This is a genomic window from Pseudarthrobacter kochi (assembly GCF_055412805.1).
This window is the reverse complement of the sequence record NZ_JBVAYV010000046.1, coordinates 1-24,446: the sequence shown is the minus strand read 5'-3', so window position 1 is coordinate 24,446 and position 24,446 is coordinate 1. Positions and strand designations below refer to the sequence as shown.

The window sequence follows — 24,446 nt, the reverse complement described above, 5'->3', positions numbered from 1 at the left end:
CACCTCCGCGGCTCCGCCCTCGGCTTCCGCAACCTCACCAACTACATCGCCAGATCACTCCTCGAATCCGGCGGATTCAGACCGAAACTACACTCTCAATTCTGAAGAGCCGGATAATTCCGCGCATGACGCCCATCTTCCACTGCGGTTTCTTGTTCAACCAAATCTGTCCTGCTGTGGAACGATGGAAAGCATGCAGCGACTTCTCGTGACCGGCGGCGCCGGCTTCATCGGTTCCAACTTTGTCCACTATGTACTTGAGAACACAGACGATCACGTGACCGTCCTGGATAAACTCACCTACGCGGGCAACCGGGAGTCACTGACGGGCCTTCCTACGGAGCGCTTCGCGTTCGTGCAGGGGGATATCTGCGACGCCGCCGTGGTCGACGGGCTCGTGGCGGCGGCCGACGTCGTGGTCCATTACGCGGCGGAGTCGCACAATGACAATTCCTTGCATGACCCGCGGCCGTTCCTGGACACGAACATCATCGGGACGTACACGCTGATCGAGGCGGCCCGGAAGCACGGCAAGCGGTTCCACCACATCTCCACGGACGAGGTCTACGGCGACCTCGAGCTCGATGATCCGGAACGCTTCACCGAGAACACCCCGTACAACCCCTCCAGCCCGTATTCCTCCACCAAGGCCGGCTCTGACCTGCTGGTGAGGGCGTGGGTGCGGTCCTTCGGGCTGCAGGCGACCATCAGCAACTGCTCGAACAACTACGGCCCGTACCAGCATGTGGAGAAGTTCATTCCGCGCCAGATCACCAACGTGATCGACGGGATCCGGCCCAAGCTCTACGGCAAGGGCGAGAACGTCCGGGACTGGATCCACGCGAACGACCACTCCTCCGCGGTCCTGGCGATCATCGCCCGGGGCCGGATCGGTGAGACGTACCTGATCGGCGCCGACGGGGAAAAGAACAACAAGGACGTCGTCGAACTGATCCTCAAGCACATGGGCCAGGCACCGGACGCCTACGACCACGTCGTGGACCGGCCCGGCCATGACCTGCGCTACGCGATCGACTCCACCAAGCTCCGCACCGAGCTCGCCTGGGAGCCGCGGTTCTCCAACTTCGACGCCGGCATCGAGGACACCATTGCCTGGTACCGGGACAACGAGGACTGGTGGCGCCCGCAGAAGGCCGCCACGGAAGCCAAGTACACGGAACAGGGCCAGTAGATTATGCCGATCGAGTTCTCCAAGAAGCTCACCGCACACGACACCCCGATTCCCGGCGTGGTCCTCTACGACCTTCCGGTCCACGGCGACAACCGGGGCTGGTTCAAGGAGAACTGGCAGCGGGAAAAGATGGTCACCCTGGGCCTGCCGGACTTCCGGCCGGTGCAGAACAACATCTCCTTCAACGAAAAGGCCGGCACCACCCGCGGGATCCACGCCGAACCGTGGGACAAGTTCATTTCCGTCGCCACCGGCCGGATTTTCGGCGCCTGGGTGGACCTGCGCGAAGGCCCCACGTTCGGTGCCGTGTTCACCGCCGAACTCGACGCCAGCCAGGCCATCTTCATCCCCCGCGGGGTCGGCAACGGCTTCCAGACCCTCGAGGACTGCACCGCCTACACCTACCTGGTCAACGACCACTGGTCCGCCGACGCCCAGGGCCAGTACACCTTCCTGAACCTCGCCGACGAGACCGCCGCCATCGCCTGGCCCATACCGCTGGACCAAGCTGAACTCTCGGACAAGGACAAAAACCACCCGCGGCTCGCGGACGTTACCCCGATGCCGCCGAAGAAGACCCTCGTCGTCGGTGCCGACGGACAGCTCGGCAAGGCGCTGCGGAAACTCTACGACGGCGACTCTTCCGTCGAGTTCGCCGGCCGGGCAGAGTTCGACCTCGGCAGTGACGAGGCGTTTAGCGCCCGGAACTGGAAGAACTACTCCACCATCATCAACGCGGCTGCGTACACCGCGGTCGACGCCGCCGAGACCCCCGAAGGCCGCAGGACCGCCTGGGCGATCAACGTCACCGCCGTCGCCCGCCTGGCCCGGGCCGCCGTCGACCACAACCTGGTCCTCGTGCACGTCTCCTCCGACTACGTCTTCGACGGCAGCGCCAAGGTCCATACCGAGGACGAAGCATTCTCCCCGCTGGGCGTCTACGGCCAAACCAAGGCAGCCGGCGACGCCGTCGTTTCCGTCGTGCCCCGCCACTACATCGTGCGGACCAGCTGGGTGATCGGCGACGGCACCAACTTCGTCCGCACCATGGCCTCCCTGGCCCAACGCGGCATCGAACCAGCCGTCGTCAACGACCAGATCGGACGGCTCAGCTTCACCGAGGACATCGCCGCCGGCATCCGGCACCTGCTCGAAACGGGCGCCGAATACGGGGCCTACAACCTCAGCAACGACGGCGAACCACAGTCCTGGGCCGACATAGCCGGGGACGTCTACGAACTCTCCGCCAAGCCCCGGGACGCCGTCACCGGAGTCAGTACCGCCAAGTACTTCGAAGGCAAAGCGGCGGCGCCGCGGCCGCTCAACAGCGTGCTGCCTCTCGACAAGATCCAGGCAGCGGGATTCCAGCCCAGGCACGCGAAGGAAGCCCTCGCGGACTACCTGGCTGAGTAGACCTCCCGGCTGGCCAGCGCTGCACTTGGCGCCGCCGCTACCGCCCGGACAAAGTCAGTTCCCGTTCTGCAGCCCGTTCGCGGCGATGTAGTCGGCCAGGGTCCCGGAAGCCAGTGCGGCGGCAACGGCGGCGGTGGCGGCGGGGTCTGGCCAGATAACCGACTGGCCGTCCCTGCTGGTCCCGACGCCGGCGGTGGGCAGCGTGAAGAACACGCCGTTGCCGGGGGCCGTGCTGCGCAGGCTGAACGCGAGCCGTTCGAGCGTCTCCACCGTGAGTCCCGGGTCCACCGTGACGTGGGGGAGCACCGTCGCCACCAACTGCTTCACGGTGTTGCGGTCCGACAGCCCGCCCTCGGCCGCCATCTTGGCCATCACGGATTTGAGGAAGATCTGCTGGTTCCGGACCCGCTGGTAGTCACCGTCCGCGAACGCCTTGCGCTCCCGGACAAAGGACAGCGCCTGCGCACCGGTGAGCCGGTTCACTCCCGCCGGAAAATACACGTAGTCGTCGATGGTGCCCTGGAAGGGCTGCTTGATGTCGACGTCGACGCCGCCGAGGGCGTCCGTCATGGCGGCGAAACCCTGGAAATCCAGCATGACGGTGTGGTCGATGTGCTGGCCCAGCAGGGATTCCACCGTCTGCGTCATCAGCGGCACCCCGCCCAGCTCGAGCCCGGCGTTGACCTTGGCTGCCCCGTGGCCGGGGATGTCCACCCAGAGGTCGCGCATGATGGAGATGCCGTAGATGCTCTGGCGGTCGGCCGGGAGATGGATGAAAACGAGGGCGTCGCCGCGCTGGTCGGAGGTTCCGCCGGAGGCCGCGACGGCCCGTTCGTTCACGCGGCTGTCGCTGCCGATCAGCAGGATGTTCAGCGCGGTGGGCGGCGGATCCGGGGTGGGGGTCGGGGTGGGCGTCGGCGTCGGGGTGGGTGAGGTCTCCGGCGCCGGGGCGGACGTTTGCACCGGGGCCGCGGTTTCGGTGCGGGGCCGGTTCAGGAGGAACGCCGCAGTGGCCACCGCGAGGACCACCAGCCCGGCAATGACGGCGATGACAATCGTCCGACGGCGGTGCATTCCGCCCGGTGCCGCGGCTGGGCCTGCGGCTGCTTCTGCTGGTTCCGGCGTCGTTCCCATGGCCGGACACTACCACCGCCATCAGCCAATCGGGCGTCCGGCACGATGGCGAAAAACGGTGGCGGAAATCGGTCAGCTGTGCCGGCGGGCGAACCGCAGGATGGCAAGGATGGCCGGGGCGAGCTCGTCCTCCATCTGGTTGTACAGCTCCGGCCCGCGCCGGTAGGGGTCCACCACGTCGTTGTCGGCGGACTCCGGGGCCAGCGCCAGGTGCCGCACGGAGGCCGCACGGGCGGGAAGTTCCCGCCAAAAAGTGAGAATGTCACCGGCGGCCGCCGTCGCGTCGCGCTGCTCAAGCACGCCAAGCATCCGGGCAAATTCACGGATGGTGAAGGTCCGCTTCAGCAAGGAGGCGTCCATCTGCATCACGTCGCCGCGGTGCTTGGCGGTCATCGCCAGCACCAGGTCAGACTCCCTGAGGATTTTTGGCGTCAGCAGGCGGGCCGCAAAGCCGTCCGGGGTCCCGCCGTAGGTCCTGATGATCTCGGCGGAGGGCGGCTGGATCGGATCGCCCACCATGGCCCGGGTTCCGGCGCTGCGCACCACAAAGCCGCCGGGCTGCACCTGGTCCAGTCCCGCCTGCAGCAGCCGCTCGGCGACCGGCGAGCGGCAGATGTTGCCCGTGCAGACGGTCAGGATGCGAACAGGGTGCGGCGATTCCACGTGGAGGCTCTTTCGGGAGAGGGGCGGATCATCGTGACCCGGAGGCTCCAACTTAACATGGGGACCGCGGCGGGCACCGGCGAACACCCCAACCGGAGCGCCGTGGTGCTTGACGCATCTCCCGCCTTCCGCATATCCTGAACGAACGGTCGGTAATTATTTATCGGAAATGCATAGGAGCAACCATGGCATCGCAGACCCTGCAGTCAGTGCCCGGAGAGCCAACAGCGGCACGGCACGAACAGAGCCTCGAAGATGTGGCCCGGCGTGACGCTGAAGGCCAGGCATACTTCGACAAAGTCATGGCGGATGACTCGCGGATCGAACCCCGCGACTGGATGCCCCCGGCATACCGCAAGACCCTGCTGCGCCAGATCTCGCAGCACGCGCACTCGGAGATCATCGGCATGCAGCCGGAAGCCAACTGGATCTCCCGCGCCCCCAGCCTCAAGCGCAAGGCCATCCTGATGGCCAAGGTCCAGGACGAGGCCGGCCACGGCCTGTACCTGTACTCCGCCGCCGAAACCCTCGGCCAGCCGCGCGATGCGATGAACCAGGACCTGATGGACGGCAAGGCCAAGTACTCCTCCATCTTCAACTACCCCGCCCGCACCTGGGCGGACATGGGTGCCATCGGCTGGATGGTCGACGGCGCCGCTATCGCCAACCAGGTGCCGCTGTGCCGCGCCTCCTTCGGCCCGTACGGCCGTGCCATGGTCCGCGTCTGCAAGGAAGAGTCCTTCCACCAGCGCCAGGGCTTCGAGATCCTCCTGGAACTCTCCCACGGCACGCCCGAGCAGAAGCAGATGGCCCAGGACGCCGTGAACCGCTGGTACGCCCCGGCCCTGATGATGTTCGGCCCGCCGGATGACGATTCGCCCAACTCCAAGCAGTCCATGGCCTGGAACATCAAGCGCTTCAGCAACGACGAACTGCGCAACCGCTTCGTCGGCATGATGATGGAGCAGGTCAAGGTCCTGGAGCTCACCCTCCCGGACAAGGACATCCGCTTCAACGAAGAAACCAAAAAATGGGAGCACGGCCCGCTGGACTGGGATGAATTCCACGAGGTCCTCGCCGGCCGCGGCCCCTGCAACGCCCAGCGCCTGGAACGGCGCCGCGAAGCACACAACAACGGCACCTGGGTCCGCGAAGCCGCCGCCGCCTACGCGGAAAAGCAGAGCCGGAAGCAAGCAGAAAAGGAATCCGCAGCATGACCACCCCCGAACCGCACGCAGGAAACGTCTGGCCCATCTGGGAAGTCTTCGTCCGCTCCAGCCGCGGCCTTTCCCACGTCCACGCCGGCTCCCTGCACGCGCCGGACGCCGCCATGGCCCTGCGCAACGCCCGTGACCTCTACACCCGGCGCAACGAAGGCGTGTCCATCTGGGTTGTCCCGGCGGACGCCATCGCCTCGAGCGATCCGGACGCCAAGGGCTCGTTCTTCGAGTCGCCCCAGGGCAAGGACTACCGGCACGCGACGTACTACACCAAGAGCGAGGGCGTGAAACACCTGTGAGCACCACACCTGAAACGGCCGGCCACGGTGACATCTCCGTCGGCGTCAAAGGCTCCGGCAACAGCGGCGAAGCCACGGCCAGCGCCACCCGCATCACCCCCGGCAACGCCCTCCGCCCCGAGGACATCGCCCTCGCCGTCAGCCGCGGCACCGCGAAGCCGAGCGAGGACGTCGCCGAGTTCGCCCTGCGCCTGGGCGATGACGCCCTGATCCTCTCGCAGCGCCTCGGCCACTGGATCTCCCGCGCCCCGGAACTCGAGGAGGACATCGCCCTCGGCAACATCGCGCTGGACCAGCTGGGCCACGCCCGGTCCTTCCTCAGCTACGCCGGTGGCCTTGACGGCCGCAGCGAGGACGACCTCGCATACTTCCGCCGCGAGCCTGAGTTCCGGTCCGTCGAGATCTTCGAGATCCCGAATGGCGACTTCGCCGTCACCATCGCCCGCCAGTTCGTCGTCAGCTACTACCAGTTCGAGCTCTACCGCCGGCTGACGCAGTCCACCGACGCCACCCTGGCCGGCATCGCCGCCAAGGCGGTCAAGGAAGTGGACTACCACCGCGACCACAGCGCCCAGTGGGTGCTGCGCCTGGCCCAGGGCACGGACGAATCCCGCGAGAAGATGATCCACGGCTTCAAGGTCATCTGGCCCTACGTCGATGAGCTCTTCCGCGACGACGAGCTCACGGCCCGCCTCAGCGAGTCCGGTGCCGCCGTCGAGCCCTCCAGCCTCCGCGCCGACTTCGACCGCCTCACCGGCGAGGTCCTCGCCGAGGCCGAACTCGACGTTCCCACGGTCCGGCCCGCCCCCGGCGGCGGACGCAAGGGGCTGCACTCCGAACACCTCGGCTACCTCCTCGCCGAAATGCAGGTGCTCGCCCGCGAGTACCCCGGGGCAAGCTGGTAGCCATGCCTGAGACGGACACCAAGACGGCCGAGCAGAAGGCCTGGGACATCGCGGCCACGGTCTGCGATCCGGAAATCCCCGTCCTCACGGTTGCGGACCTGGGGATTCTCCGGAACGTCCAGCTGTTCGACGACGGCGGGCCGGTTCCCGCCGTCCAGGTCACCATCACGCCGACCTACTCCGGCTGCCCCGCGATGGACGCTATCCGGGACGACCTCACGGCGGCGTTCCACACTGCCGGCTACCCGCACGTCCGCGTCGAACTGGTCCTCTCCCCGGCGTGGACCACCGACTGGATGACCGAGTCCGGCAAGGCCAAGCTGCAGGAATACGGCATCGCCCCGCCGTCGGGCCACACTGCTGTTGATGGGAAACCAGTCCGGCATGCCGGGCCGGTTCGCTTGTCCCTCGCCGTCAAATGCCCGCAGTGTTCATCGCTGAACACCAAGGAACTCACCCGCTTCGGTTCCACCTCCTGTAAGGCGCTGTACGTCTGCCAGGACTGCAAGGAACCGTTCGACTACTTCAAAGTTTTGTAAGGAAGCACCCATGCCTGTTGTCCGCCAGACCGCCGCTGAAACGGCTGCAGCCACCGGCCGCCGTCGCGCGTCCTTCCACCCGCTGACGGTGGATGAGGTCCGCCGGCTCACCGATGACGCGATCGAGGTGACCTTCGGGGTCCCGGCTGAGCTTGCCGGCCAGTTCGATTACCTCCCGGGCCAGTACGTCGCCCTGCGCACCACCCTCCCGGATGAGTCCGGCGAGCCGAAGGAAATCCGGCGCAGCTACTCGATCTGCGCCGAACCGCGGAGCTTCGCGGACGGCAGCAGCGAAATCCGGGTCGCCATCAAGAAGGACCTGGGCGGACTGTTCTCCACCTGGGCGAACGCCGAGCTCAAGGCCGGCGACGTCCTGGACGTGATGAGCCCGATGGGCGCGTTCGTGTCCAAGCACGGCCGTGACGGCAAAGAGCAGAACCTGATGACCTCGATGAATGATCCGCAGGATATGGAAACTGCACTCGCGGGGGAGCCCGGCTCCTTCGTCGCGATCGCCGCCGGTTCCGGCATCACCCCGGTCATCGCGATTGCCCGGACGCTGCTCGCGGCGCACCCGGAAACCCGCTTCGACCTGGTCTACGCCAACAAGGCCGCCATGGACGTGATGTTCCTCGAGGAACTTGCCGACCTCAAGGACAAGTACCCCGCCCGGCTCGCCCTGCACCACGTGCTCTCCCGCGAACAGCGCATCGCCCCGCTGCTCAGCGGCCGGATCGACGCCGAGAAGCTCCAGGCCCTGCTGGGGACCGCCATCCACGCCGACGACGTCGACGAGTGGTTCCTGTGCGGCCCGTTCGAGCTCGTCCAGCTGTGCCGGGACACCCTGGCCGAGCGCGGCGTCAACCCGGAGCACATCCGCTTCGAACTGTTCACCACCGGCAAGCCGGACCGCCCCGAGGGCAACGCCGGCCGGCCTGTGATTGTGGACGAGTCCCAGGCGACGTACAAGATCACGTTCAAGCTGGACGGCCTCCAGGGCGAGGTGGCCAGCCCCACGCACGCCCGCGAATCGATCCTCAACGCCGCCCTCCGGGTCCGCCCGGACGTCCCGTTCGCGTGTGCCGGAGGCGTCTGCGGAACCTGCCGCGCCAAAGTGGTCACCGGTGCCGTCACCATGGACGAGAACTACGCGCTGGAGCAGGACGAACTGGACAAGGGCTACGTGCTCACCTGCCAGTCCCACCCCACCACGCCGGAAGTCACCGTCGACTTCGACGTCTAGCAGCCCAGCCCGCTTCCCGCCCCGACCCCAGGAGCCCCATGATTTCCCTCTCCATCGCCGGCGGCGTCGCCGAGATCGTCCTTGACGCCCCCCACAAGCTCAACTCGCTCGACGAGCAGGCCCTCCGGGATCTGTCACGGGCGTACGACGACGCCGCTGCCGCTGCCTCGCGCGGCGAGGTGCGGGCGCTGCTGCTGCGGGGAGAGGGCCGCGCCTTCTGCGCGGGCCGGGACATCGCCGGCGTCACGCCAGAGACGGACGACGTCCAAGGCTATCTGGGCGGGCTCCTGCAGCCGCTGCTCAAGAAGATGAGCGCTTTCCCGGCGCCCACCTTCGCGGCGGCCCAGGGCGCCTGCCTGGGCGTCGGGCTGGGGCTGCTGCTGGCGACGGATGTGGTCTACGTGGCGGAGAACGCCAAGTTCGGTTCCCCCTTCGCGAACCTGGGTGCCACGCTCGATTCCGGCGGCCACTGGTACTTCACCGAACGCCTCGGCATGCACCGGACCCTGGACCTGATTTACACGGCCGAGCTCATGAGCGGCGCGGACGCCGTGGCGCAGGGAATGTTCAGCCGGGCCATGCCCGCAGCTGACCTCCTGGAGAACACCCGCGCCATCGTTGCCAAGGCCGCCGCCGGCGCCACCACTGCGTTCACGGCCAGCAAGGAACTCGTGGCGCACATCCGGGACCAGCGACTGGGCCTCTGGGAGTCCATGGAAGAGGAGAACGCCGAACAGGCACGCCTCTGCAAGACCGACGATTACTCCGAGGGATTCCGGGCCTTCCAGGAGAAGCGCAAGCCGGTGTTCAGGGGCTAACCATTCTCATTTTGAAGGTGCCCTTGTAAGGTTCGGTTATGACTTTGGGGAAACCAGTAACTAAAGCTGTCATTCCTGCCGCCGGACTGGGAACACGGTTCCTGCCCGCCACCAAAGCGATGCCCAAGGAAATGCTGCCGGTGGTCGACCAACCGGCCATCCAGTACGTTGTCGAGGAGGCCGTCCGCGCCGGCCTGACCGACCTGCTGATGATTACCGGCCGGCAGAAGCGCGCGCTCGAGGACCACTTCGACCGTGAGCCCAGCCTGGAACGGGCCCTGGAACTCAAGGGCGATCTTGAGAAACTCGAAGCCGTCCAGCACGCTTCTTCCCTGGGGCCCCTCTACTACGTGCGCCAGGGGGACCCGAAGGGACTGGGGCACGCTGTCCTGTGCGCCCGCCAGCATATCGGCGACGAGCCGTTCGCGGTGCTGCTCGGCGATGACCTGATCGACGAACGCGATGAGCTGCTGAGCACCATGATCGAGGTGCAGGCCCGGACCGGCGGCTCGGTGGTCGCCCTGATTGAGGTGGATCCTACCGAGATCAGCGCCTATGGCTGTGCCGATGTTTCAGCCGTCGACGGCGAGGGCCACGTGCGCGTCAACCGGCTCGTGGAAAAACCGTCCATCGCCGATGCCCCCTCAAACCTGGCCGTGATCGGCCGCTACGTGCTCCACCCGGCGGTCTTCGACGTGCTGGAGGAGACAGAGCCCGGCCGCGGCGGGGAAATCCAGCTCACCGATGCCCTCCAGACGCTTGCCACGTCGGACTGCGAGGGCGGGGGTGTCTACGGGGTGGTCTTCAAGGGCCGCCGCTATGACACCGGCGACAAACTGAGCTACCTCAAGGCGGTCATTTCGATCGCCTCCGAACGGGTCGAATTCGGCGAGGAACTCAAGGCCTGGATGAAGGCTTTCGTCAGCTGACCACCACGTCATTGCGCCGGTACATAAATGTTCTGGCCAGGAGGAAACCCAACAGGGTTCCGAACGTGTTTGTGGCGACGTCAATAAGGCTCGGGAAACGGTGCTGGAGGAACAGCAGCTGGCCCAGCTCCATGCATGCTGAGGCCAGTGCGCCCAGAACCACGGTTTGCCGCCAGTTGGAGCCTAAGCCAAGCGTCGCGGCGAGCCCCAAGGGAACAAAAAGAAGCACGTTGGCAGTTGCTTCCACGGTGCTGTAGCTGAACCAACCCGGTACTCCCGCTGAGTGCAAACGTGAGAGTACGTCGGCCAGCAAGCCCTGTGCCGGCGCATCCACGGGCGACGGCCAGAAGCCGATGAGGGCCAGGACTGCGAGATACCCTGCCAAGAGCCATCCCCACATCGGTAGGGGACCGGGAGCCGTCATCCGCGGCTCAGGCTGTTCTGGCCACCGCCAGGACGGCCACGCCTAGGGAAACTACGGCGAGCAATCCCAGTGCAAGGTAGGGAAGTGCGGCCCGCGGAAACCCGCCAAGGGAGAATCGGGGAAGCGGGGGAATGGACAGCCGTAGCAGGTGTCGTCTGGTCCGCCAATGTCTCCCCATACTTCCCATAGATATCACATGTCCGCCGCAGCAGTGGGCGCGGCCTTAAAACAAAACGAAGGGCGGCTGTTGCTGCGAGACGTCGCAGAAACAGCCACCCTTCGTTGGGGTAATACTTAGGCTGCTACCGGTGCCTTGGCACGGCGGCGAACCACAACTACCGAGGTGATGCCGGCTGCGAGTGCGCCGCCGCCCACCAGGGACCAGAGGAGCAGGCTGGTGTCTGCGCCGGTGTTGGCCAGGGCGGTTCCGTTACCTGTAGTTGCAAGGCTGGTGCCGACTGCCGCGCCGGAGACCTTCACCGTGGAGGTCACGGTCTTTCCGGAGGTCTGGCCCGTGGCGGTCAGGGTGTAGGTACCGGCTGCACTGATGGTGACCGGGAACGCGAAGTTGCCGCTGGCGTCAGCCTTGGTGCTGAAGGTCTGCGTTGCGAGCGGCAGGTTGATCTTGGTGGGGACGGCCATGCTGACACCACCGCCGAAACCGCCGCTCGAGGCCTGCGGAGCACCGGTGAGGGTGACCGTGACGGTGATGGATTCGCCAGCGATGAAGCCTGAGCCGGAGAAAGTAAAGGTTTCGCCCGGGGCTACCGTTCCGTCGGAGACGGTGCCCTGTGCAGGCGGTGCCGGGTAGGTGGTTGCCATGGCCGGAACCGCGCCAAGCATTGCAATGGATCCGGCCAGCGTGATGGCTGCGAGTGATTTCTTCATGTGTCCCCCTGAGACCGTAAATACGTATGTCACGTCAATGGTGGAGATTTCGGTTCCACGAATGGTCGCAGGATGAAATCTCATAAGTTAAGTCCTTGGAGACACTAGCATCCGGAACGCGTGTTACCAAAGTTACGCAAGTTACTTTACCAACTGTTTACTCAACGGTTACTTGGACGCTCCGCACCCAGTGTTCTCCGGGGGCAGAATGACGTCATTGAGTGCCTGGACAGTGGGCGTCACAACCACTGTAGGGTCCGTGTGCTGGACTATTTTTCCGAAGGTGAATTCCACTTGACTGCTTTGGCCAGGGGCCAGTGTGACTGTGAGCGTGCCCACCGGCCGATTGGCGTGGTGTTGGGCGGAGAAGTTCGCCTTCTTGCCGTCAACGCGGGCCGTTTCCACATTGGCCTGTGTGGGCCCGTAGGCGATCACATTGGTCCGTACTGTCCCGGCAGGAACCCCGAAGGCACCCCCTCCGGTGACATACTCCGGGAGTGATGTGGCCGCGTCTGCTGGAGCGGTATTTGTGCTGGTGACGCGCACCTTGACCTGCCGGTACCCGTCGCCGGTGCATTCCTCCACGAGTTGCACAGTCCGTTTGACGTAGTAGTCCATCTTGGCGCCGGTGCCATCGTTGAAGTAGACGCCGAACTGAGCCGGGGCGACGCTCGGGCCGGCGATCGAGCCGCTGAGGGGATATTTCCCGATGACGTCTTGTTCGGCGCCTGTGCCGGACCAGATGAGGACCCGGCCCTCTGCTGTTCCCCGGGTAATGCCTTCGATCAGACCTTTTGCGTCGCTTTTGCCACTGGAGAGCGCTGAAAAGATTTCCTGTGCCACGCCTGCAAAGTACACGTCTTGAAGTTGTGGGCGGCTGATTTTGGCGTAGACATCGGAAAGCAGGGTGGGTACGACGTTCGTGCCGTCCAGTTCGGTTGGCAATCCCGCTTTTGCAAGGGCCACAAGTTTGGGGTCGCTAAGCGTGACCGGGCCGGTTGCGTCGAGAACGTATCCCAAAGCCACGGGATCAATGGAGATCACCCCGTCTAAATGCTGACCCGTCTTCCTCTCCCACATTGCCTGGGCAATACTCGCTGATGTGGGAAAGTCAGGCGTCAAGTTGACGTCCTGCATGTAGGTGCCCAGTCGGGGCGAGTAGATTTGCTGTTGTTCGGGCTCCACGGGCAAAGTCGGCGACATGACGCCGACGTCTCCAGCGCTACTTTGACCGGATAGTGACATTTTGCCGTTGTCTAAGGTCAGGACTGCCAGGGCACCGGGTATCCCGCCGGTGGCACGGATCTCGGCATTGTTCTGGATCAGTAACAAATAATTGCGTTGGGCTGCGCTTCCCATCATGGAAGGCGCAACCCTTGCCACGTTTGCTGCTGCGTCGAGGTCATCGCGCAAGGAACTCAGTTGTTCGCTCGCTCGGGTCAGGGGACCAGCGATTTGTGGCAGCAGCGCGCTGGAGTCGATCTGATTCAATCGTTCAGAAGACTGCCGCACCGCGTGGGCAGCAGACACGATTTTTGGTTCCGCTGCCCTCAGGGGGCCAAGATCGATGCCATCTTTGTTTGGCGTCAGCGTCCGCCAGTCCAGAGTTTGAAAGACGCTGACCAGTGGCGCTGCTCCTAGGCGGGCGACGTCGTCTGCCGTGGTAGCAACCTCGCTGGCAGCCTGGAAGTTAGCTCCCAGCCAAGGAATTACGTGTGCAGAAGACCACAGAGGAGTGGATCCAGCCTCTCTTGCAGCCGTGGTGTGGTCCTTCAGCTTTCGAACTGTCTCTTCGGCGGACACCGCGTCCCGGCGAAGGATGTCGTTCTTCAGCGTGGGCAATAGGTCGCTGGCGGCCGTCAGTTCGGTCTTGATTGTGTTTGCGGTGACACTGAGCCCGGCAAGTGAACCCAAAATCAGCATGGCACCAAGACCGGCCCAAAGTGCTCTCCTTAGCTGCCGACGCTTTCCGCTCCGCTTAGTTTGCGCCGGGTGAGTGCCGAAAGTGGAGACTGAGTCGGTGTTTTCCATTTGTTCTTTCATCGTTAGTTTGAACCCATCCGGTGCGAGAGCTTCACACCATAGACGAGGGCCAAAGGCTAGACCGCTCCGGTGCTGGCAAACACTGCTTTGAAAGTCTTGAAAAGAATCACGACGTCACCCATCAGGGACCAGTTCTCCACGTAGTAGAGGTCCAGACGAATACTTTCTTCCCAGGTTAGGTTGGAGCGCCCACTGACTTGCCACAGACCGCTCATGCCTGGGCTGACGTAGAGGCGACGGTGGGCAGCATCGTCGTAGAGGGCGACTTCGCCTTCGCGTTGCGGACGGGGGCCGACAAGGCTCATGCTGCCACTCAGCACGTTCAGCAGTTGCGGGAGCTCGTCCAGCGAGTACTTTCGGAGGATGCGCCCCAGCCGCGTAACACGTGGGTCGTTGTCAACTTTGAAGAGTGGCGTGCCGGCTGACCCTTGGGCTTGGAGCAGGGCACCCAGCTCTGCATCGGCGTTCACTCTCATAGAGCGGAACTTAAGCATCCTGAACGTTGTACCGCGAAGGCCGATTCTCTCTTGCTCATAAAAGATTGGTCCGGGACTCGAGAACTTGACGAGCAGCGCGAGGCCCACAAAGACGGGTGACAAGACTGCGCAGAGCAAGCCCGCGAAGGCAAGGTCGAAAGCTCTCTTCGCCACCTTCTTGCCGCCGGTGAGCTTGGGAGTCGAGACGTGAATCAGCGGCAACCCGGCGACGGGCTGAGTGTGGATGCGTGGACCTGCAATATCAGTCAATGCTGGAGCCAGAATCATGCCGGTGTTGCGGGCAGCCAGTTCCCAACCGAGCTTCCGAAGGTCGTGGGGGTGCATGTTGACTCCGGCGGAAATTGCGACGGCATCGACATTCGTGGCGATGATTTTTGACAGAATCGACTCGAAGTCTGTCTGAGTGCCGGTCACCGGGATGGCCAAGTCGGCGAGGCTGTGTCGGTCGCCAATGGCTCCGGGCAAGTGAGCGGCCACCGGTAAGTATCCGGCCGCGGGTGCGCTGAGCAGCGAACGCGCCAGATGAGCAGCGGAGTGGGGCCCTCCGATGATGAGTACTCGAGATGCGCTATGACCTCGACTTCGCTCAAGCGCAAGGTGCTGCCGAACAAGCCACCTGGCAATCAACAAGCCGACGACACCGGCCGGAAATGCAAGTCCAACGAACCCGCGAGCAGTGTCAATCCGGAGTGCATATGACACCACTGCCACAAACCCAAAGAGCCAGGCGGATGCGGCAATAACACGCCTATACTCCTCTGAGCCCGAGCCGAGTATTTTTGGCTCCCTTGAGCTCCAAATCCCCAACATCAGCCACCAAACTAATGCCAGTATTGATGAAAAGACTGCGTAGTCGACGTCGCGGACCTGCCCGTTGTTGATGTTCGAAAAGCCAAATCTGACGCCAAAAGCGCCCGCTACGGCCCAGGAAACAACTCCCGCATCGACCAGTACAAGGTAGCGCCTATATCGTCGCTGCCAATCGATACTGCGCTGCGGCGTCCCCAATTGTGTCCCTACTGCTGGTTCTGATCAACTATCGAATTAGATGTGGGCATTCTTGCGACACCCGTCTCCTTAGCTCAGGCATGAAACCCTGACTCAGGGGAGAGGGTGGCGCCTAAAAAAACTCTCGACCGCGATGGGGAAACCTCCCAGTCACGGCTGATTTGGGGTCCTCTTCAGAAGGAATATCGCCCCAACTATCGCCTGGAATGGTGAGTCTCTTCTTTCCCTTTATCGGGTCTGAAGCATAGCTGTAGTAGTTGTATGCATAAGAGTCGGGCCCCTTAGTGGGCAGCAAATTGAGTATGACGCCCAATAGATCGGCCTGGACCATTTTGAGCGCGGCAAGAGATTTTTCCAGTTCGGGGAGCTTAACTTTCGATGATCCTATTACCAGCACGACTCCTCCTACCTGCTGGGCCAAAACTGCAGAGTCGGTCACCGGAAGTAGCGGGGGAGCATCGATTACTACTGCATCGAAAGCATGTTCTAGTCGAGTAATCAGGTCCTTCATTGCCGCCGATCCCAGCAGTTCGCTAGGGTTGGGGGGGAGTTGGCCAGCGGTCAGTACAAATAGGTTGTCCTCGCCCCAAGGTTGAAGCAGATCGTTTACGTCGACTTGGCCAACTAAAGCGGTGGTCAAGCCCGCATGGCGATCTAGCCCGAGATAGTCATCGACGCGTGGTCTCCGCAGGTCGGCATCGACAAGGACAACAGACTGTCCACCTTGGGCAATTGCAATAGCCAAGTTCGTTGCCGTAGTCGTTTTTCCTTCGCCGGGAAGGGACGATGTGACTAGAACTGTTTTTGAATTGTGACTGACGTGAGCGAACTGGAGGTTGGTGCGTATTTGGCGGAAGGACTCAGCCCGAGGGCTTTGAAATGCGGCTTGAGTGAGCAAAGGCTTCTTAACCGCATCGGCATCGAATGAGATTCCTCCGAGGATTGACGCGTCTGTGGCGCGACGTAAGTCTGCCTCACCGCGGACCTTAGTGTCTAGCAAGGTGCGGAAGATTGCCATGCCGAATCCAATCGCCAGACCGCAGATTCCGCCTATAACTACGTTCAAACGGGTATTGGGGGCGGATGGCAAGGCGGGGGCGCTGGCTGGCGTAACGACCGAAAGCCGGACCGGAGAGCTGCCACCACTAGTTGGACTCTCTATCTTGTCGATGACAGAAATTAGGCTGCTTCCTACCGCCTGAGCTATGGCTGCTGCACGAACCGGTGACGTGTCAGAAGCCGCGATCGTAATAATTACGGTCTTGAGGTCGGAGGTGGCTTCGATGTGATGCGCAAGTTCTGTCGGTGTCTTATCTAGGCCCAAATTGTCAATAGCCGGCTGCAAGACAGCAGGGGTACCGACCGTCTCGACGTAGGACTGCACGCGTGCCTGACTGAAGGTGTTTCCCTGCTGAAGGTCGGCGGCAGATCCGGAGCCCTGGATAGCAACGAACAGCTTGGTTTGGGCCGTGTAGGTGGGTTCAACAAGCAAAGACACGGTACCCGCGCTCATGATGCCAAGCAGGGATAGGGCGACAATTAAGATCCAATTGCGGCGTAAGATGCGCAGGTAGTCGCTTAGCTCCAAGATTTAGACCCTTCTGGCGGAACCGGTGTGCCTTGATGGTGACAACTTCTTGATCCTACCGTCCTAGGTTCGATGCCAGGACACCTAGGGCGTGTCTCCTAGAGTAGCCAGCCAGATGCTGACTGCTCGGAGCACGGCTCCGCCGCGGTAGGTCAGGGCGAGTTTGTCGTAGCGGGTTGCCAGGCCTCGCTATTGCTTGAAGGTATTGAAGTTCCGTTCGACCACGTTGCGGCCTTTGTAGTCCTCTTTGTCAAAGAGCGGGGGCCTGCCGCCTGCTGAACCGCGTCGTTTCCGATGGCCGATCTGATCCTTTGGTTTCGGGATGACCGCGGCGATTCCTCGTCCTCGCAGAAGGTTCCGGATCGCCCGGGAGGAGTAGGCCTTGTCGCCGCGAACACGGTCCGGGCGGGTCCGCGGCCTGCCCGGCTAATTTTCAACTGCTCGATCAAATGCGGAAACATGGGCGCATCTCCGCCCTGCCGGGGCGCAACCAGCAGCACCAAAGGCCTGCCCTTGCCATCAACAAGGGCATGGATCTTCGTGCTCAGTCCGCCGCGGGAACGGCCAATCGCATGATCGGCTGGTTCATCAAACAGATTCATGTAATTCGACGGGGCACCCTGTGGGACGGGGAAGGTTTGTGCCGTGCTGGTGGGCACGGTTGACCGTCGAGTCCACGGAGACAGACCAATCCACTTCGCCCCGCGCGTCCGCCACCGTCAGCAGCCTGCCCAGGATCCGGTCCCACGTGCCGTCAACGCTGTAACGGCGGTGACGTTTCCAAATCGTCTGCCACGGACCGAACTCCGCCGGCATGTCACGCCAGGCGATCCCGCACCGATACCGGTAGATGATGCCCTCCACGACCCGGCGATCGTCGCGGAACGGACGACCCCGACGCCCCGCAGACGAAGGAAGCAACGGCTGAATACGGGCCCACTGCCCATCGGTCAAGACAGAAGTACGAGACACCCCTCAAGCATCCCGCCTCACGAGAACAGGATTTGGGAGACACGCCCTAGATCAATCAGAGACACATTTCGCTGCGAGATCGTGCCTGTGACCGGAATTCACTGACGGGGTCCGTGGCGCGGCTCTAGCTTGCTAGACTGTCTCGGCACCGTGTGGAGATGCCGGATGCAGCGAATACTCGGCCTCTAATTGACTGCCGGTCGTACCTGAATGGAGTTCTGCGAATGCCGAGCATGACTATAGGCCTTCCCGTTGTAGACGGCCTGAAGGCCTTTGAACTGGCTGTTAGATCCGTTTTCGCGCAGACTCATGAGGACTGGAAGCTCATTATTGTTTGTGATGGTTCTCCGGCGTCTATTATCGATAGGGCATCGATAATAGACGATACCCGAGTGAAGGTTGTGGCCCACGCCAAGAATAAAGGTCTAGCCGTGCGGCTCAATGAGATATCGTCTATGGCGGGCACCGACTACATTGTCCGCATGGATTCCGATGATGTAATGCATCCGCTTCGTCTCGCCAAACTCGCCACATTCTTGGATGCGAATCCACTAGTAGACGTGCTGGGGTCAGGAAGTTACCTCGTTAATGAAGACTACGACGTGCAGGGCTCCTATGATGAACCGAGTTTGCCTGACCATTTATCTGGATATCTGAAAAGTGGGGTCTTCTCCCATCCCACGGTGGCATTCAAAACGAAGTGGGCGATAGATAACCCTTACGATCCTTCTCGAGTTAGAACGGAAGACAAGGAGCTTTGGCTACGAGCCGCTCCATTCAGTTCATACTCAAAATTGCCGGACAGGCTGCTGTTTTGCATGGTTCCGAGAGAACTTTCCATCCCGAAGCAGGGCTTGACGGCGCGGTATGACCGCAAACTTTTGAGGGAAGCTGGACCAAGTGTCGCACCCCCTATTTGGGTAAATCTGAAGATTGCAGAATCAATGGTCAAACAAATAATATTTCAGGTTTTCTCTCGAATGAGCCTATTGACGGTCCTTTACCGGACCAAGTTCACCAAGGTACAACAATCAGAACGGGAAGAAGCCCAGGCTGTTCTGGATGCAGTCTGTCGGTCAGCGGTTCCCGGGTGGGATTAAAGGTGCACAACAACCAGTTTGTGCAGTGAGCCCTGGCCGTTCGGGTCCGTTCTGGAGAAGCGAATGGCGGATATCACTCAGGTATATATGTCGGTTGCCGTGGTACTTATGACTCGCCCGTTGGATCGAATCAAATAATGGAGTAGGAGCGCACGGTGCTGGTTTACTACGCTGTGGGGCTACTGGTAGTAGCGATTACGTATCTCCATAACTACACAGGTCTTCGTAAACGCGTTGTGGGTCACGAATTTGACATGGCTAGGCCGGAGTTTGAGAACGCACGAAAACCTGGAGTGCCCGTTGCAGCGATCGCACTTGTCCTTGCAGTATTTGCGGGCATTAGGTATGAAGTGGGGACAGACTATCCTCTTTATGAGGCTCTATATAGAGCTATCAATCCGAATTCCCTCCTCGACTCGCTCGAAATCGTGCCACAGGAGTTGGGTTGGGTCACTCTCGCCTTTTTATTGAGAGCATTTACAAGTAGTCCATACCTTTTGTTTTGGATTGCCTCCATCTTGACGATTTTGCCTATCCTCTTTGCAATTAAACGTAAAAGTCAAGATCCCACTCTGGCGGTTTTTCTCTATTTTTTTCTAGGCTATTATGCGCTGTCATTCAATGCGGTTCGGCAGTCAATATCAGTCTCTTTTCTGGTCTTGGCGGATTCCTACAAGACTGAAAGCCGGATAAAATGGGCCTCTTTGTCCGTGGTGGCTGTCCTATTCCACTCTTCCGCTTTAGTAGCCCTCGTCGTACAGTTGGCCGCTTCGCGCTGGAAGCCGACCTGGAGATCGATTTCTTTTGTGTTAACCTCGAGTGCAATGGCAGCATACGTGCTGCTTACCAGTGGAGCGGCGAACGTCCTGGCCGCCGCCCTCAACCCTCGGTATGAAACGTATCTCGATGAATCCGGTGCCGGCTTGGGAACCTGGATGATGTTGGCCGTGCGTGTAGCGCTAATAGCTTTGGCGATGTCAATGCCGCGCACGCCTGGGACCTCGAAGTTCATAGCATATGTGTGTGTCTCTGCTATTGTCCTCCTCCTTGGAACGACCAACGTGATCATAGCTCGATTTGAGCCATATTTCGGGATTTTCTTAATTTTTCTTTTGCCAAATGTTATTGTCGCTTCAAGTGGTGCTCGAGCTTTACGATGGTGCCTTGTAGCAGGATCAATGGCGTATTTTGCATTCTATATATCAAGCTTCAATACAGTCTTGCCATACAACGTGATCCCTGAGCTACTAATTTCTAACTGACTAAGACGTAGCGCATTAGGTCAACAGTTGCCTACGGTGGATACGCTCGTTTTTCTAGTTTTCGTACACGCGCGGCATCGCAATATTTCCGTCGCTGCTGGGCGAGCGGATCACACCCACGTCGTCCAAGCCCGCCCTTGCGACCGCGGCCTATGCTCATCGACAAGAGCTGTCAGATCCGCCTGGTGGTTTGGCGGTGCTTACACAGCCCGTTCTGTCCGGGACAGCAAGGCCCGGATCGTGTCCAAGCTTCGGTTTCGTGGCAAGGGCAAAGCAACCGGTTCCCCTCCGGTGGACCTTGTGAGCCCAAGTGACTTCCCCGACCGACGTCTCTGCAACTTTCGCATCACGGCCGGCTGCGCTCGAAGTTCCTTCATTGTCAGGCTCTCCATGGGACCCGCTACCTACATTTCGTCCTGGGAGAAAAAAGAACCATACGGAAGGCTGCATAGAAGTTCTACTTCCACGGTACAACACGCCCAAAGGTGGATCACTTCGGAATGCCCCTAGCCGACGCTAAACGCGGTCTCCGTATTGAAGTTGGTAGGGTTGACTTCAGCGCCGTCGACAAAGGGGCTGCGCGGAATGTGACGAGAACGAGAAGGTGGAGCGAATGGTCGCGCCGACTAGTAACATCTACGTGGTTTATCCGCGGGGACTGAAGAGCGGTGGCCCAGAAGCGCTGCACCAATTGGTTGACGCCCTGCGAAGTCAGGGTTTGGGAGCCTTCCTAGTGCCTCACCCCTCCACAACCCACCTAGAGAGGGCGTCAGCGTTCGAAATATATGACGCTCCGGAAGCAAAACGGGTAGTTGATGCAGCAGATAGCATTGTGGTTGTACCCGAAGTCTTCATCAACGATCTTTTCGATCTGAAGTTCGCGCTGCCAATTTGTTGGTGGCTTAGCATAGATAACTCCGCCACATTTGTCGCACGCAAATCGGTGGAACGATCAGCTCCAATGCGTATATTTGACCGATCCTCTAGGATCGCACCAAGAATATTATCGATGCGAACGGCATTCGATGTTGCGCGGATACGCCGCAGCCGAATAGTCCACTCAGTCCAATCGTCGTATGCCTGGGCGTACCTGTTTGCCCATCTAAACGTCGCACCTTCTCTGTTGTCTGACTACACGCCCCTTGACGAGTTCCGCGATGCTACTCAGCTTCCACAAAGGACACCCAATCTTGTTACTTTCAACCCCGTGAAGGGTGGCCATATTATTCGGGAAGTCATGAAGCATACCGATTCATCCGTTCTTTGGCGTCCAATACAGGGCATGAGCCGTTCGCAAGTGGTGTCAACTCTTAGAGAGTCTGGTATCTATATCGACCTTGGCCACCACCCAGGAAAAGACAGATTGCCACGAGAAGCTGCAATTTCACGTTCCCTGACAATCGTCAGCCGCCGGGGCTCCGGTGCTTTCTACGGCGACGTTCCAATTCCTTGGGAACATAAGGTATCCCCCGGTCGCGACGAGGTCTGCAACGTCAGCCGCATGATTCCAAGGCTCATAGAGAATCTACAGGCAGAAGTGGGAAAACAAGATCTTTATCGCGCAGCCATTGAGGGTGAACGAAGACAATTTAACCTCGAGGTTGAAGATGTCTTTGTGAATAGGCACTGGGGTAAAGATGCCCTGGATTATGGGATGCCCTAGGCCGTGCGCGAACTCACCCGAGAGTGCGCTCATGAAAGACCGGACTGACAATGACGAGTAAAGCTGACGGAAATGTCGGTATGGGCCGACGCATCGCATCTTTCGCTGGACTACCGCTCCTTTCCTCGCTGGCTCCGTTTCTTTTACTCCCCTTCATTGCCCGAATCGGAGGACCTGGGGCTTGGGCTGCAATTGGTGTCGGACAAGCCTTGGGCGCAATTGCTACCATTGTTGTTTCTCTTGGTTGGACGCTTACTGGCCCTGCGCAAGTGGCCCGAATTCCTGATGCTGGCGAACGCAGAAGAATCTACTCACTCAGTTTGCTGAACCGCAGTATCGTTTTCTTTCTGTGTCTTCCGATCCTGGTCGTGGTGTGTGCGGCATTGGCTCCGCCTGACTACATGCAGGCGACAATTTGGATGGCCATAGCTTCGGCTGCTGCCGGCCTATCGCCCGCTTGGTTTTGCATTGCCATTGGCTCTGCCTCAAAAATTGCTCGCTATGATGTTCTTCCTCGGCTCGTTGCAATGGCGGCCAGCTTTCCACTGATCATTTCCACACATGAGATCGTTTGGTTCCCACTATCGATTCTGCTCGGTACCCTGCTGGGCACTGGCCTCTTCACTAAGAGTCACTCCCACTTGCAGGATTTTCGCACCGTATCCCGCGGACACCTGCTTGCCAGTGTTTGGGGGATGCGAACAGCGTTTGCCACGACGTTTGCAGCCGGCGCATACGCTGTGACCCCAATTTTGGTAGTAGCTGGCACTGCCCCAATCAGCAGCTTGGCTATGTTCGTTTCGGCTGAAAAACTCTACCGTGTTGGGCTGTTATCTGTCGGAGCTCTGGGGAACAGCTTTCAGGGTTGGGTCGCAGAGCACAATGCCAAAACAAAGGAGAGAATGCGGTTCTCGCTGATTAGCCATGGACTGCTTGGGCTCATTGGGCTGGGAATCATGGTTCTCGCAGGACCGGGGGCGACGACGCTCATGTTTGGGCAGTCTGTGTCAGCTGATCTACCCACATGTCTGTGGTTTGGGCTGTCGTTCCTTTTCGTGTCGCTGAACACCGCGATGGGTGCTCACGTCCTGGTACCTTTGGGTCAGGTACGAGCGGTTCTGTGGAGTACTGTCGCTGGCGCAGTTGTCGGGCTGCCAGCCATGATAGGTCTCAGCCAGGGCATGCAGGGAACTGGCGCGGCCCTGGGGTTGGCTATCGGCGAATTCGTCGTGTGTATCGTTCAGGGAGGAACGATCATTCGCATCCGGCGACGGATCTAGCTGTACTCAGCCAGCAGGTTGGTTACATCTGCTGATGGGTGGTCGTCCTCTGAGGTGTGTCAACGAAGTGCGACACCTCACACCCGCACCCCAAAAGGGGCTCTTCAGAATTGAGAGTGTAGTTTCGGTCTGAATCCGCCGGATTCGAGGAGTGATCTGGCGATGTAGTTGGTGAGGTTGCGGAAGCCGAGGGCGGAGCCGCGGAGGTGTTCGAGCCGGCCGTTAATCGCTTCGGTAGGCCCGTTCGAGGTGCCGGGTCTTTCGAAGTAGGCCAGGACGTCGTTGGCCCTGCGTATAAGTGTCCGTCCCAGTGTCTTGAGCTCGGTGAGAGCGGCCGGGACGGCTGTGCTGAGGGAATCGATCACGGCTTGCATCAGCTTTTTTCCCTGGACCCGGTCCGGTTCGCGGTAAGCGGCTCTTCAAGGTTCCCGGGGAATGGTCTGCTGAGATGATTGCTCATGCTGCCATCCGGGCTGCACTTCTCAAGAGGATACGCGATTTGTAGTTGTCTGGGTTTCGGTAGCCTCGCGCGGTTCGTTTGATGTGTTTTATGGCTGTGTTATTGGCTTCTACCTTGGCTGTGGTTGCCCCGGTGACGATGAGGACTTCGATCTCGGCCCACCAGCGGCACACGGTCCTGTAGAGCCTGTTTGTTTCCGGCATCGCGGCCCGTTCCACGAGGTCCGTCAGCGCAGACTTCGCGGCGGCGGCGTCTTCGAGGGAGCCAGTGTTCAGCAGCGTGCGGAGTTGTTCCTTGACCTGCCAGGCGGCCTGGAGGCTCCCCGTCGGATCATCGGCGGCGAACACGCCGGCCAGCCGGTGGTGGCCCCGTTCTGAGAGGTTCTCATCAGCCTTCAGCAGCAGCATCCGGTTCGCCCAGGCCGGGTCCGTGGCCCTGCCCCGCCGGCCCCGGACCTGCTGGGACAGGCCCTGGCGGACCGAGGTGAGCATGTCGTTGGCCAGCATCGTGACGTGGAAGAGATCCACCGACACAGCGCTGCGCGGCAGCCACATCCGCAGCGCCTTCCTGAACGCCGCGGACGGGTCGATCGCCACGACCTGCACCCCGAGCCGCCACTGAAGCGGGCGGGCGAAGAGCCAGTCCCCGACGCCCTTGTGGTCCCGTCCGTCCACGATGCCCAGGACCTGGCCGGTGTCCAGGTCCACGATCGTTGTCATCCACGGCTCGTACCGGGTCCAGGCCTTCGAGCCGGGGTCTTGGAAGAACCGCACCGACCGGTAGCGGTGCTCATCGATGTGAGGTGTGTCAAGGATGTGAGACAGTCGGGTGGTTTCTTGTCAGTTAGGCAGCCACGGTTTGCGGCTGGTTTTTTGTCTTGAAATTGGCCATCGCGGTGGCCGGCGG

At 61.1% G+C, this 24,446-nt stretch carries 20 protein-coding genes and 3 pseudogenes; 13 read left to right on the top strand and 10 right to left on the bottom strand.

Translation table 11 applies throughout. The features are described from left to right. The first annotated feature begins 193 nt into the window (after window positions 1-193). Together rfbB and ACZY0Y_RS17105 are read left to right on the top strand one after the other, a co-directional pair. The gene (rfbB, locus tag ACZY0Y_RS17110; protein ID WP_463959357.1) at window positions 194-1,192 is read left to right on the top strand and encodes a dTDP-glucose 4,6-dehydratase; all 999 of its coding nucleotides are present in this window, start codon (window positions 194-196) and stop codon (window positions 1,190-1,192) included. 3 nt (window positions 1,193-1,195) lie between these two features. Next, window positions 1,196-2,605 carry a sugar nucleotide-binding protein gene (locus ACZY0Y_RS17105; protein ID WP_463959355.1) on the top strand — a complete coding sequence of 470 codons (1,410 nt, stop codon included), beginning with the start codon at window positions 1,196-1,198 and terminating at the stop codon, window positions 2,603-2,605. A 54-nt stretch (window positions 2,606-2,659) separates the two neighbouring features. On the opposite strand, the gene ACZY0Y_RS17100 is transcribed toward ACZY0Y_RS17105, so the two are convergent. Both ACZY0Y_RS17100 and ACZY0Y_RS17095 read right to left on the bottom strand, forming a co-directional pair. Next, complete coding sequence (locus ACZY0Y_RS17100) at window positions 2,660-3,739, bottom strand: LCP family protein (RefSeq protein ID WP_463959353.1); 1,080 nt, start codon at window positions 3,737-3,739, stop codon at window positions 2,660-2,662. Window positions 3,740-3,811: 72 nt separating this feature from the next. Beyond that, complete coding sequence (locus ACZY0Y_RS17095; RefSeq protein ID WP_463959351.1) at window positions 3,812-4,402, bottom strand: arsenate reductase/protein-tyrosine-phosphatase family protein; 591 nt, start codon at window positions 4,400-4,402, stop codon at window positions 3,812-3,814. A gap of 185 nt (window positions 4,403-4,587) precedes the next feature. On the opposite strand from ACZY0Y_RS17095, the gene paaA reads away from it, so the two are divergent. The 7 genes from paaA to galU are packed head-to-tail and all read left to right on the top strand — an operon-like array spanning window position 4,588 to window position 10,355. Continuing rightward, the gene (gene paaA, locus ACZY0Y_RS17090) at window positions 4,588-5,619 is read left to right on the top strand and encodes a 1,2-phenylacetyl-CoA epoxidase subunit PaaA (RefSeq protein WP_024367848.1); all 1,032 of its coding nucleotides are present in this window, start codon (window positions 4,588-4,590) and stop codon (window positions 5,617-5,619) included. Next, window positions 5,616-5,921 (top strand): 1,2-phenylacetyl-CoA epoxidase subunit PaaB, encoded by a 306-nt coding sequence (gene paaB, locus ACZY0Y_RS17085; RefSeq protein ID WP_024367847.1) that lies wholly within the window; start codon window positions 5,616-5,618, stop codon window positions 5,919-5,921. Before paaA ends, paaB begins: the two co-directional genes overlap by 4 nt. After that, on the top strand, window positions 5,918-6,826 hold the full coding sequence (gene paaC / locus ACZY0Y_RS17080; protein ID WP_463959349.1) for a 1,2-phenylacetyl-CoA epoxidase subunit PaaC: 909 nt from the start codon (window positions 5,918-5,920) through the stop codon (window positions 6,824-6,826). Before paaB ends, paaC begins: the two co-directional genes overlap by 4 nt. Window positions 6,827-6,828: 2 nt before the next feature. Then, entirely contained in the window at window positions 6,829-7,365 is a 537-nt protein-coding gene (gene paaD, locus ACZY0Y_RS17075; RefSeq protein ID WP_463959347.1) for a 1,2-phenylacetyl-CoA epoxidase subunit PaaD, read from the top strand. A 10-nt stretch (window positions 7,366-7,375) separates the two neighbouring features. Then, window positions 7,376-8,608: a 1,2-phenylacetyl-CoA epoxidase subunit PaaE gene (gene paaE / locus ACZY0Y_RS17070; protein ID WP_463959345.1), complete on the top strand. Its 1,233-nt coding sequence runs from the start codon at window positions 7,376-7,378 to the stop codon at window positions 8,606-8,608. A gap of 38 nt (window positions 8,609-8,646) precedes the next feature. Continuing rightward, window positions 8,647-9,426, top strand: coding sequence for an enoyl-CoA hydratase/isomerase family protein (locus ACZY0Y_RS17065; RefSeq protein ID WP_463959343.1), 780 nt, complete (start codon window positions 8,647-8,649; stop codon window positions 9,424-9,426). 38 nt (window positions 9,427-9,464) lie between these two features. Further along, a complete protein-coding gene (gene galU / locus ACZY0Y_RS17060; RefSeq protein ID WP_463959342.1) occupies window positions 9,465-10,355 on the top strand; it encodes a UTP--glucose-1-phosphate uridylyltransferase GalU in 891 nt (296 codons plus the stop codon). Here galU and ACZY0Y_RS17055 read toward each other — a convergent pair. The 6 genes and pseudogenes from ACZY0Y_RS17055 to ACZY0Y_RS17030 form a co-directional block, all read right to left on the bottom strand. Continuing rightward, the gene (locus ACZY0Y_RS17055) at window positions 10,348-10,740 is read right to left on the bottom strand and encodes a VanZ family protein (protein WP_463959340.1); all 393 of its coding nucleotides are present in this window, start codon (window positions 10,738-10,740) and stop codon (window positions 10,348-10,350) included. The genes galU and ACZY0Y_RS17055 overlap by 8 nt on opposite strands. Before the next feature lie 333 nt (window positions 10,741-11,073). Further along, complete coding sequence (locus ACZY0Y_RS17050) at window positions 11,074-11,667, bottom strand: LPXTG cell wall anchor domain-containing protein (RefSeq protein WP_463959338.1); 594 nt, start codon at window positions 11,665-11,667, stop codon at window positions 11,074-11,076. Between the two features lie 168 nt (window positions 11,668-11,835). Then, a complete protein-coding gene (locus ACZY0Y_RS17045; protein ID WP_463959337.1) occupies window positions 11,836-13,698 on the bottom strand; it encodes a DUF4012 domain-containing protein in 1,863 nt (620 codons plus the stop codon). Window positions 13,699-13,766: 68 nt separating this feature from the next. After that, window positions 13,767-15,215, bottom strand: a complete 1,449-nt coding sequence (locus tag ACZY0Y_RS17040) for a sugar transferase (RefSeq protein ID WP_463959335.1) — start codon at window positions 15,213-15,215, stop codon at window positions 13,767-13,769. A gap of 112 nt (window positions 15,216-15,327) precedes the next feature. Further along, window positions 15,328-16,803 carry a tyrosine-protein kinase domain-containing protein gene (locus ACZY0Y_RS17035; protein ID WP_463959333.1) on the bottom strand — a complete coding sequence of 492 codons (1,476 nt, stop codon included), beginning with the start codon at window positions 16,801-16,803 and terminating at the stop codon, window positions 15,328-15,330. Window positions 16,804-16,887: 84 nt separating this feature from the next. Beyond that, a pseudogene (locus ACZY0Y_RS17030) lies at window positions 16,888-17,775 on the bottom strand (IS5 family transposase). Between the two features lie 224 nt (window positions 17,776-17,999). Between ACZY0Y_RS17030 and ACZY0Y_RS17025 the strand changes: the two are divergent. The 4 genes from ACZY0Y_RS17025 to ACZY0Y_RS17010 all read left to right on the top strand — a co-directional run bounded on the left by ACZY0Y_RS17025 (window position 18,000) and on the right by ACZY0Y_RS17010 (window position 23,080). Next, a complete protein-coding gene (locus ACZY0Y_RS17025) occupies window positions 18,000-18,875 on the top strand; it encodes a glycosyltransferase family 2 protein (protein WP_463959331.1) in 876 nt (291 codons plus the stop codon). 155 nt (window positions 18,876-19,030) lie between these two features. After that, window positions 19,031-20,137, top strand: coding sequence for an EpsG family protein (locus ACZY0Y_RS17020; protein ID WP_463959329.1), 1,107 nt, complete (start codon window positions 19,031-19,033; stop codon window positions 20,135-20,137). Between the two features lie 1,237 nt (window positions 20,138-21,374). Then, window positions 21,375-21,800 carry a hypothetical protein gene (locus ACZY0Y_RS17015; protein ID WP_463959328.1) on the top strand — a complete coding sequence of 142 codons (426 nt, stop codon included), beginning with the start codon at window positions 21,375-21,377 and terminating at the stop codon, window positions 21,798-21,800. Window positions 21,801-22,009: 209 nt separating this feature from the next. Next, complete coding sequence (locus tag ACZY0Y_RS17010; protein WP_463959326.1) at window positions 22,010-23,080, top strand: polysaccharide biosynthesis protein; 1,071 nt, start codon at window positions 22,010-22,012, stop codon at window positions 23,078-23,080. 104 nt (window positions 23,081-23,184) lie between these two features. Here the strand turns inward: ACZY0Y_RS17010 and ACZY0Y_RS17005 are convergent. Then, window positions 23,185-23,496 (bottom strand): annotated as a pseudogene (locus ACZY0Y_RS17005) (transposase); the annotation flags it as partial. A gap of 40 nt (window positions 23,497-23,536) precedes the next feature. Continuing rightward, a pseudogene (locus ACZY0Y_RS17000) lies at window positions 23,537-24,337 on the bottom strand (ISL3 family transposase); the annotation flags it as partial. Window positions 24,338-24,446: the final 109 nt, after the last annotated feature.

Coding starts and splice junctions, on each gene's coding strand:
- ACZY0Y_RS17100 (WP_463959353.1), bottom strand. CDS start 3,739: ATGGGAACGACGCCGGAACCAGCAGAAGCAGCCGCAGGCCCAGCCGCG.
- paaB (WP_024367847.1), top strand. CDS start 5,616: ATGACCACCCCCGAACCGCACGCAGGAAACGTCTGGCCCATCTGGGAA.
- ACZY0Y_RS17105 (WP_463959355.1), top strand. CDS start 1,196: ATGCCGATCGAGTTCTCCAAGAAGCTCACCGCACACGACACCCCGATT.
- paaD (WP_463959347.1), top strand. CDS start 6,829: ATGCCTGAGACGGACACCAAGACGGCCGAGCAGAAGGCCTGGGACATC.
- paaE (WP_463959345.1), top strand. CDS start 7,376: ATGCCTGTTGTCCGCCAGACCGCCGCTGAAACGGCTGCAGCCACCGGC.
- ACZY0Y_RS17025 (WP_463959331.1), top strand. CDS start 18,000: ATGCCGAGCATGACTATAGGCCTTCCCGTTGTAGACGGCCTGAAGGCC.
- rfbB (WP_463959357.1), top strand. CDS start 194: ATGCAGCGACTTCTCGTGACCGGCGGCGCCGGCTTCATCGGTTCCAAC.
- paaA (WP_024367848.1), top strand. CDS start 4,588: ATGGCATCGCAGACCCTGCAGTCAGTGCCCGGAGAGCCAACAGCGGCA.
- galU (WP_463959342.1), top strand. CDS start 9,465: ATGACTTTGGGGAAACCAGTAACTAAAGCTGTCATTCCTGCCGCCGGA.
- ACZY0Y_RS17015 (WP_463959328.1), top strand. CDS start 21,375: ATGAAGCATACCGATTCATCCGTTCTTTGGCGTCCAATACAGGGCATG.
- ACZY0Y_RS17050 (WP_463959338.1), bottom strand. CDS start 11,667: ATGAAGAAATCACTCGCAGCCATCACGCTGGCCGGATCCATTGCAATG.
- ACZY0Y_RS17045 (WP_463959337.1), bottom strand. CDS start 13,698: ATGGAAAACACCGACTCAGTCTCCACTTTCGGCACTCACCCGGCGCAA.
- ACZY0Y_RS17065 (WP_463959343.1), top strand. CDS start 8,647: ATGATTTCCCTCTCCATCGCCGGCGGCGTCGCCGAGATCGTCCTTGAC.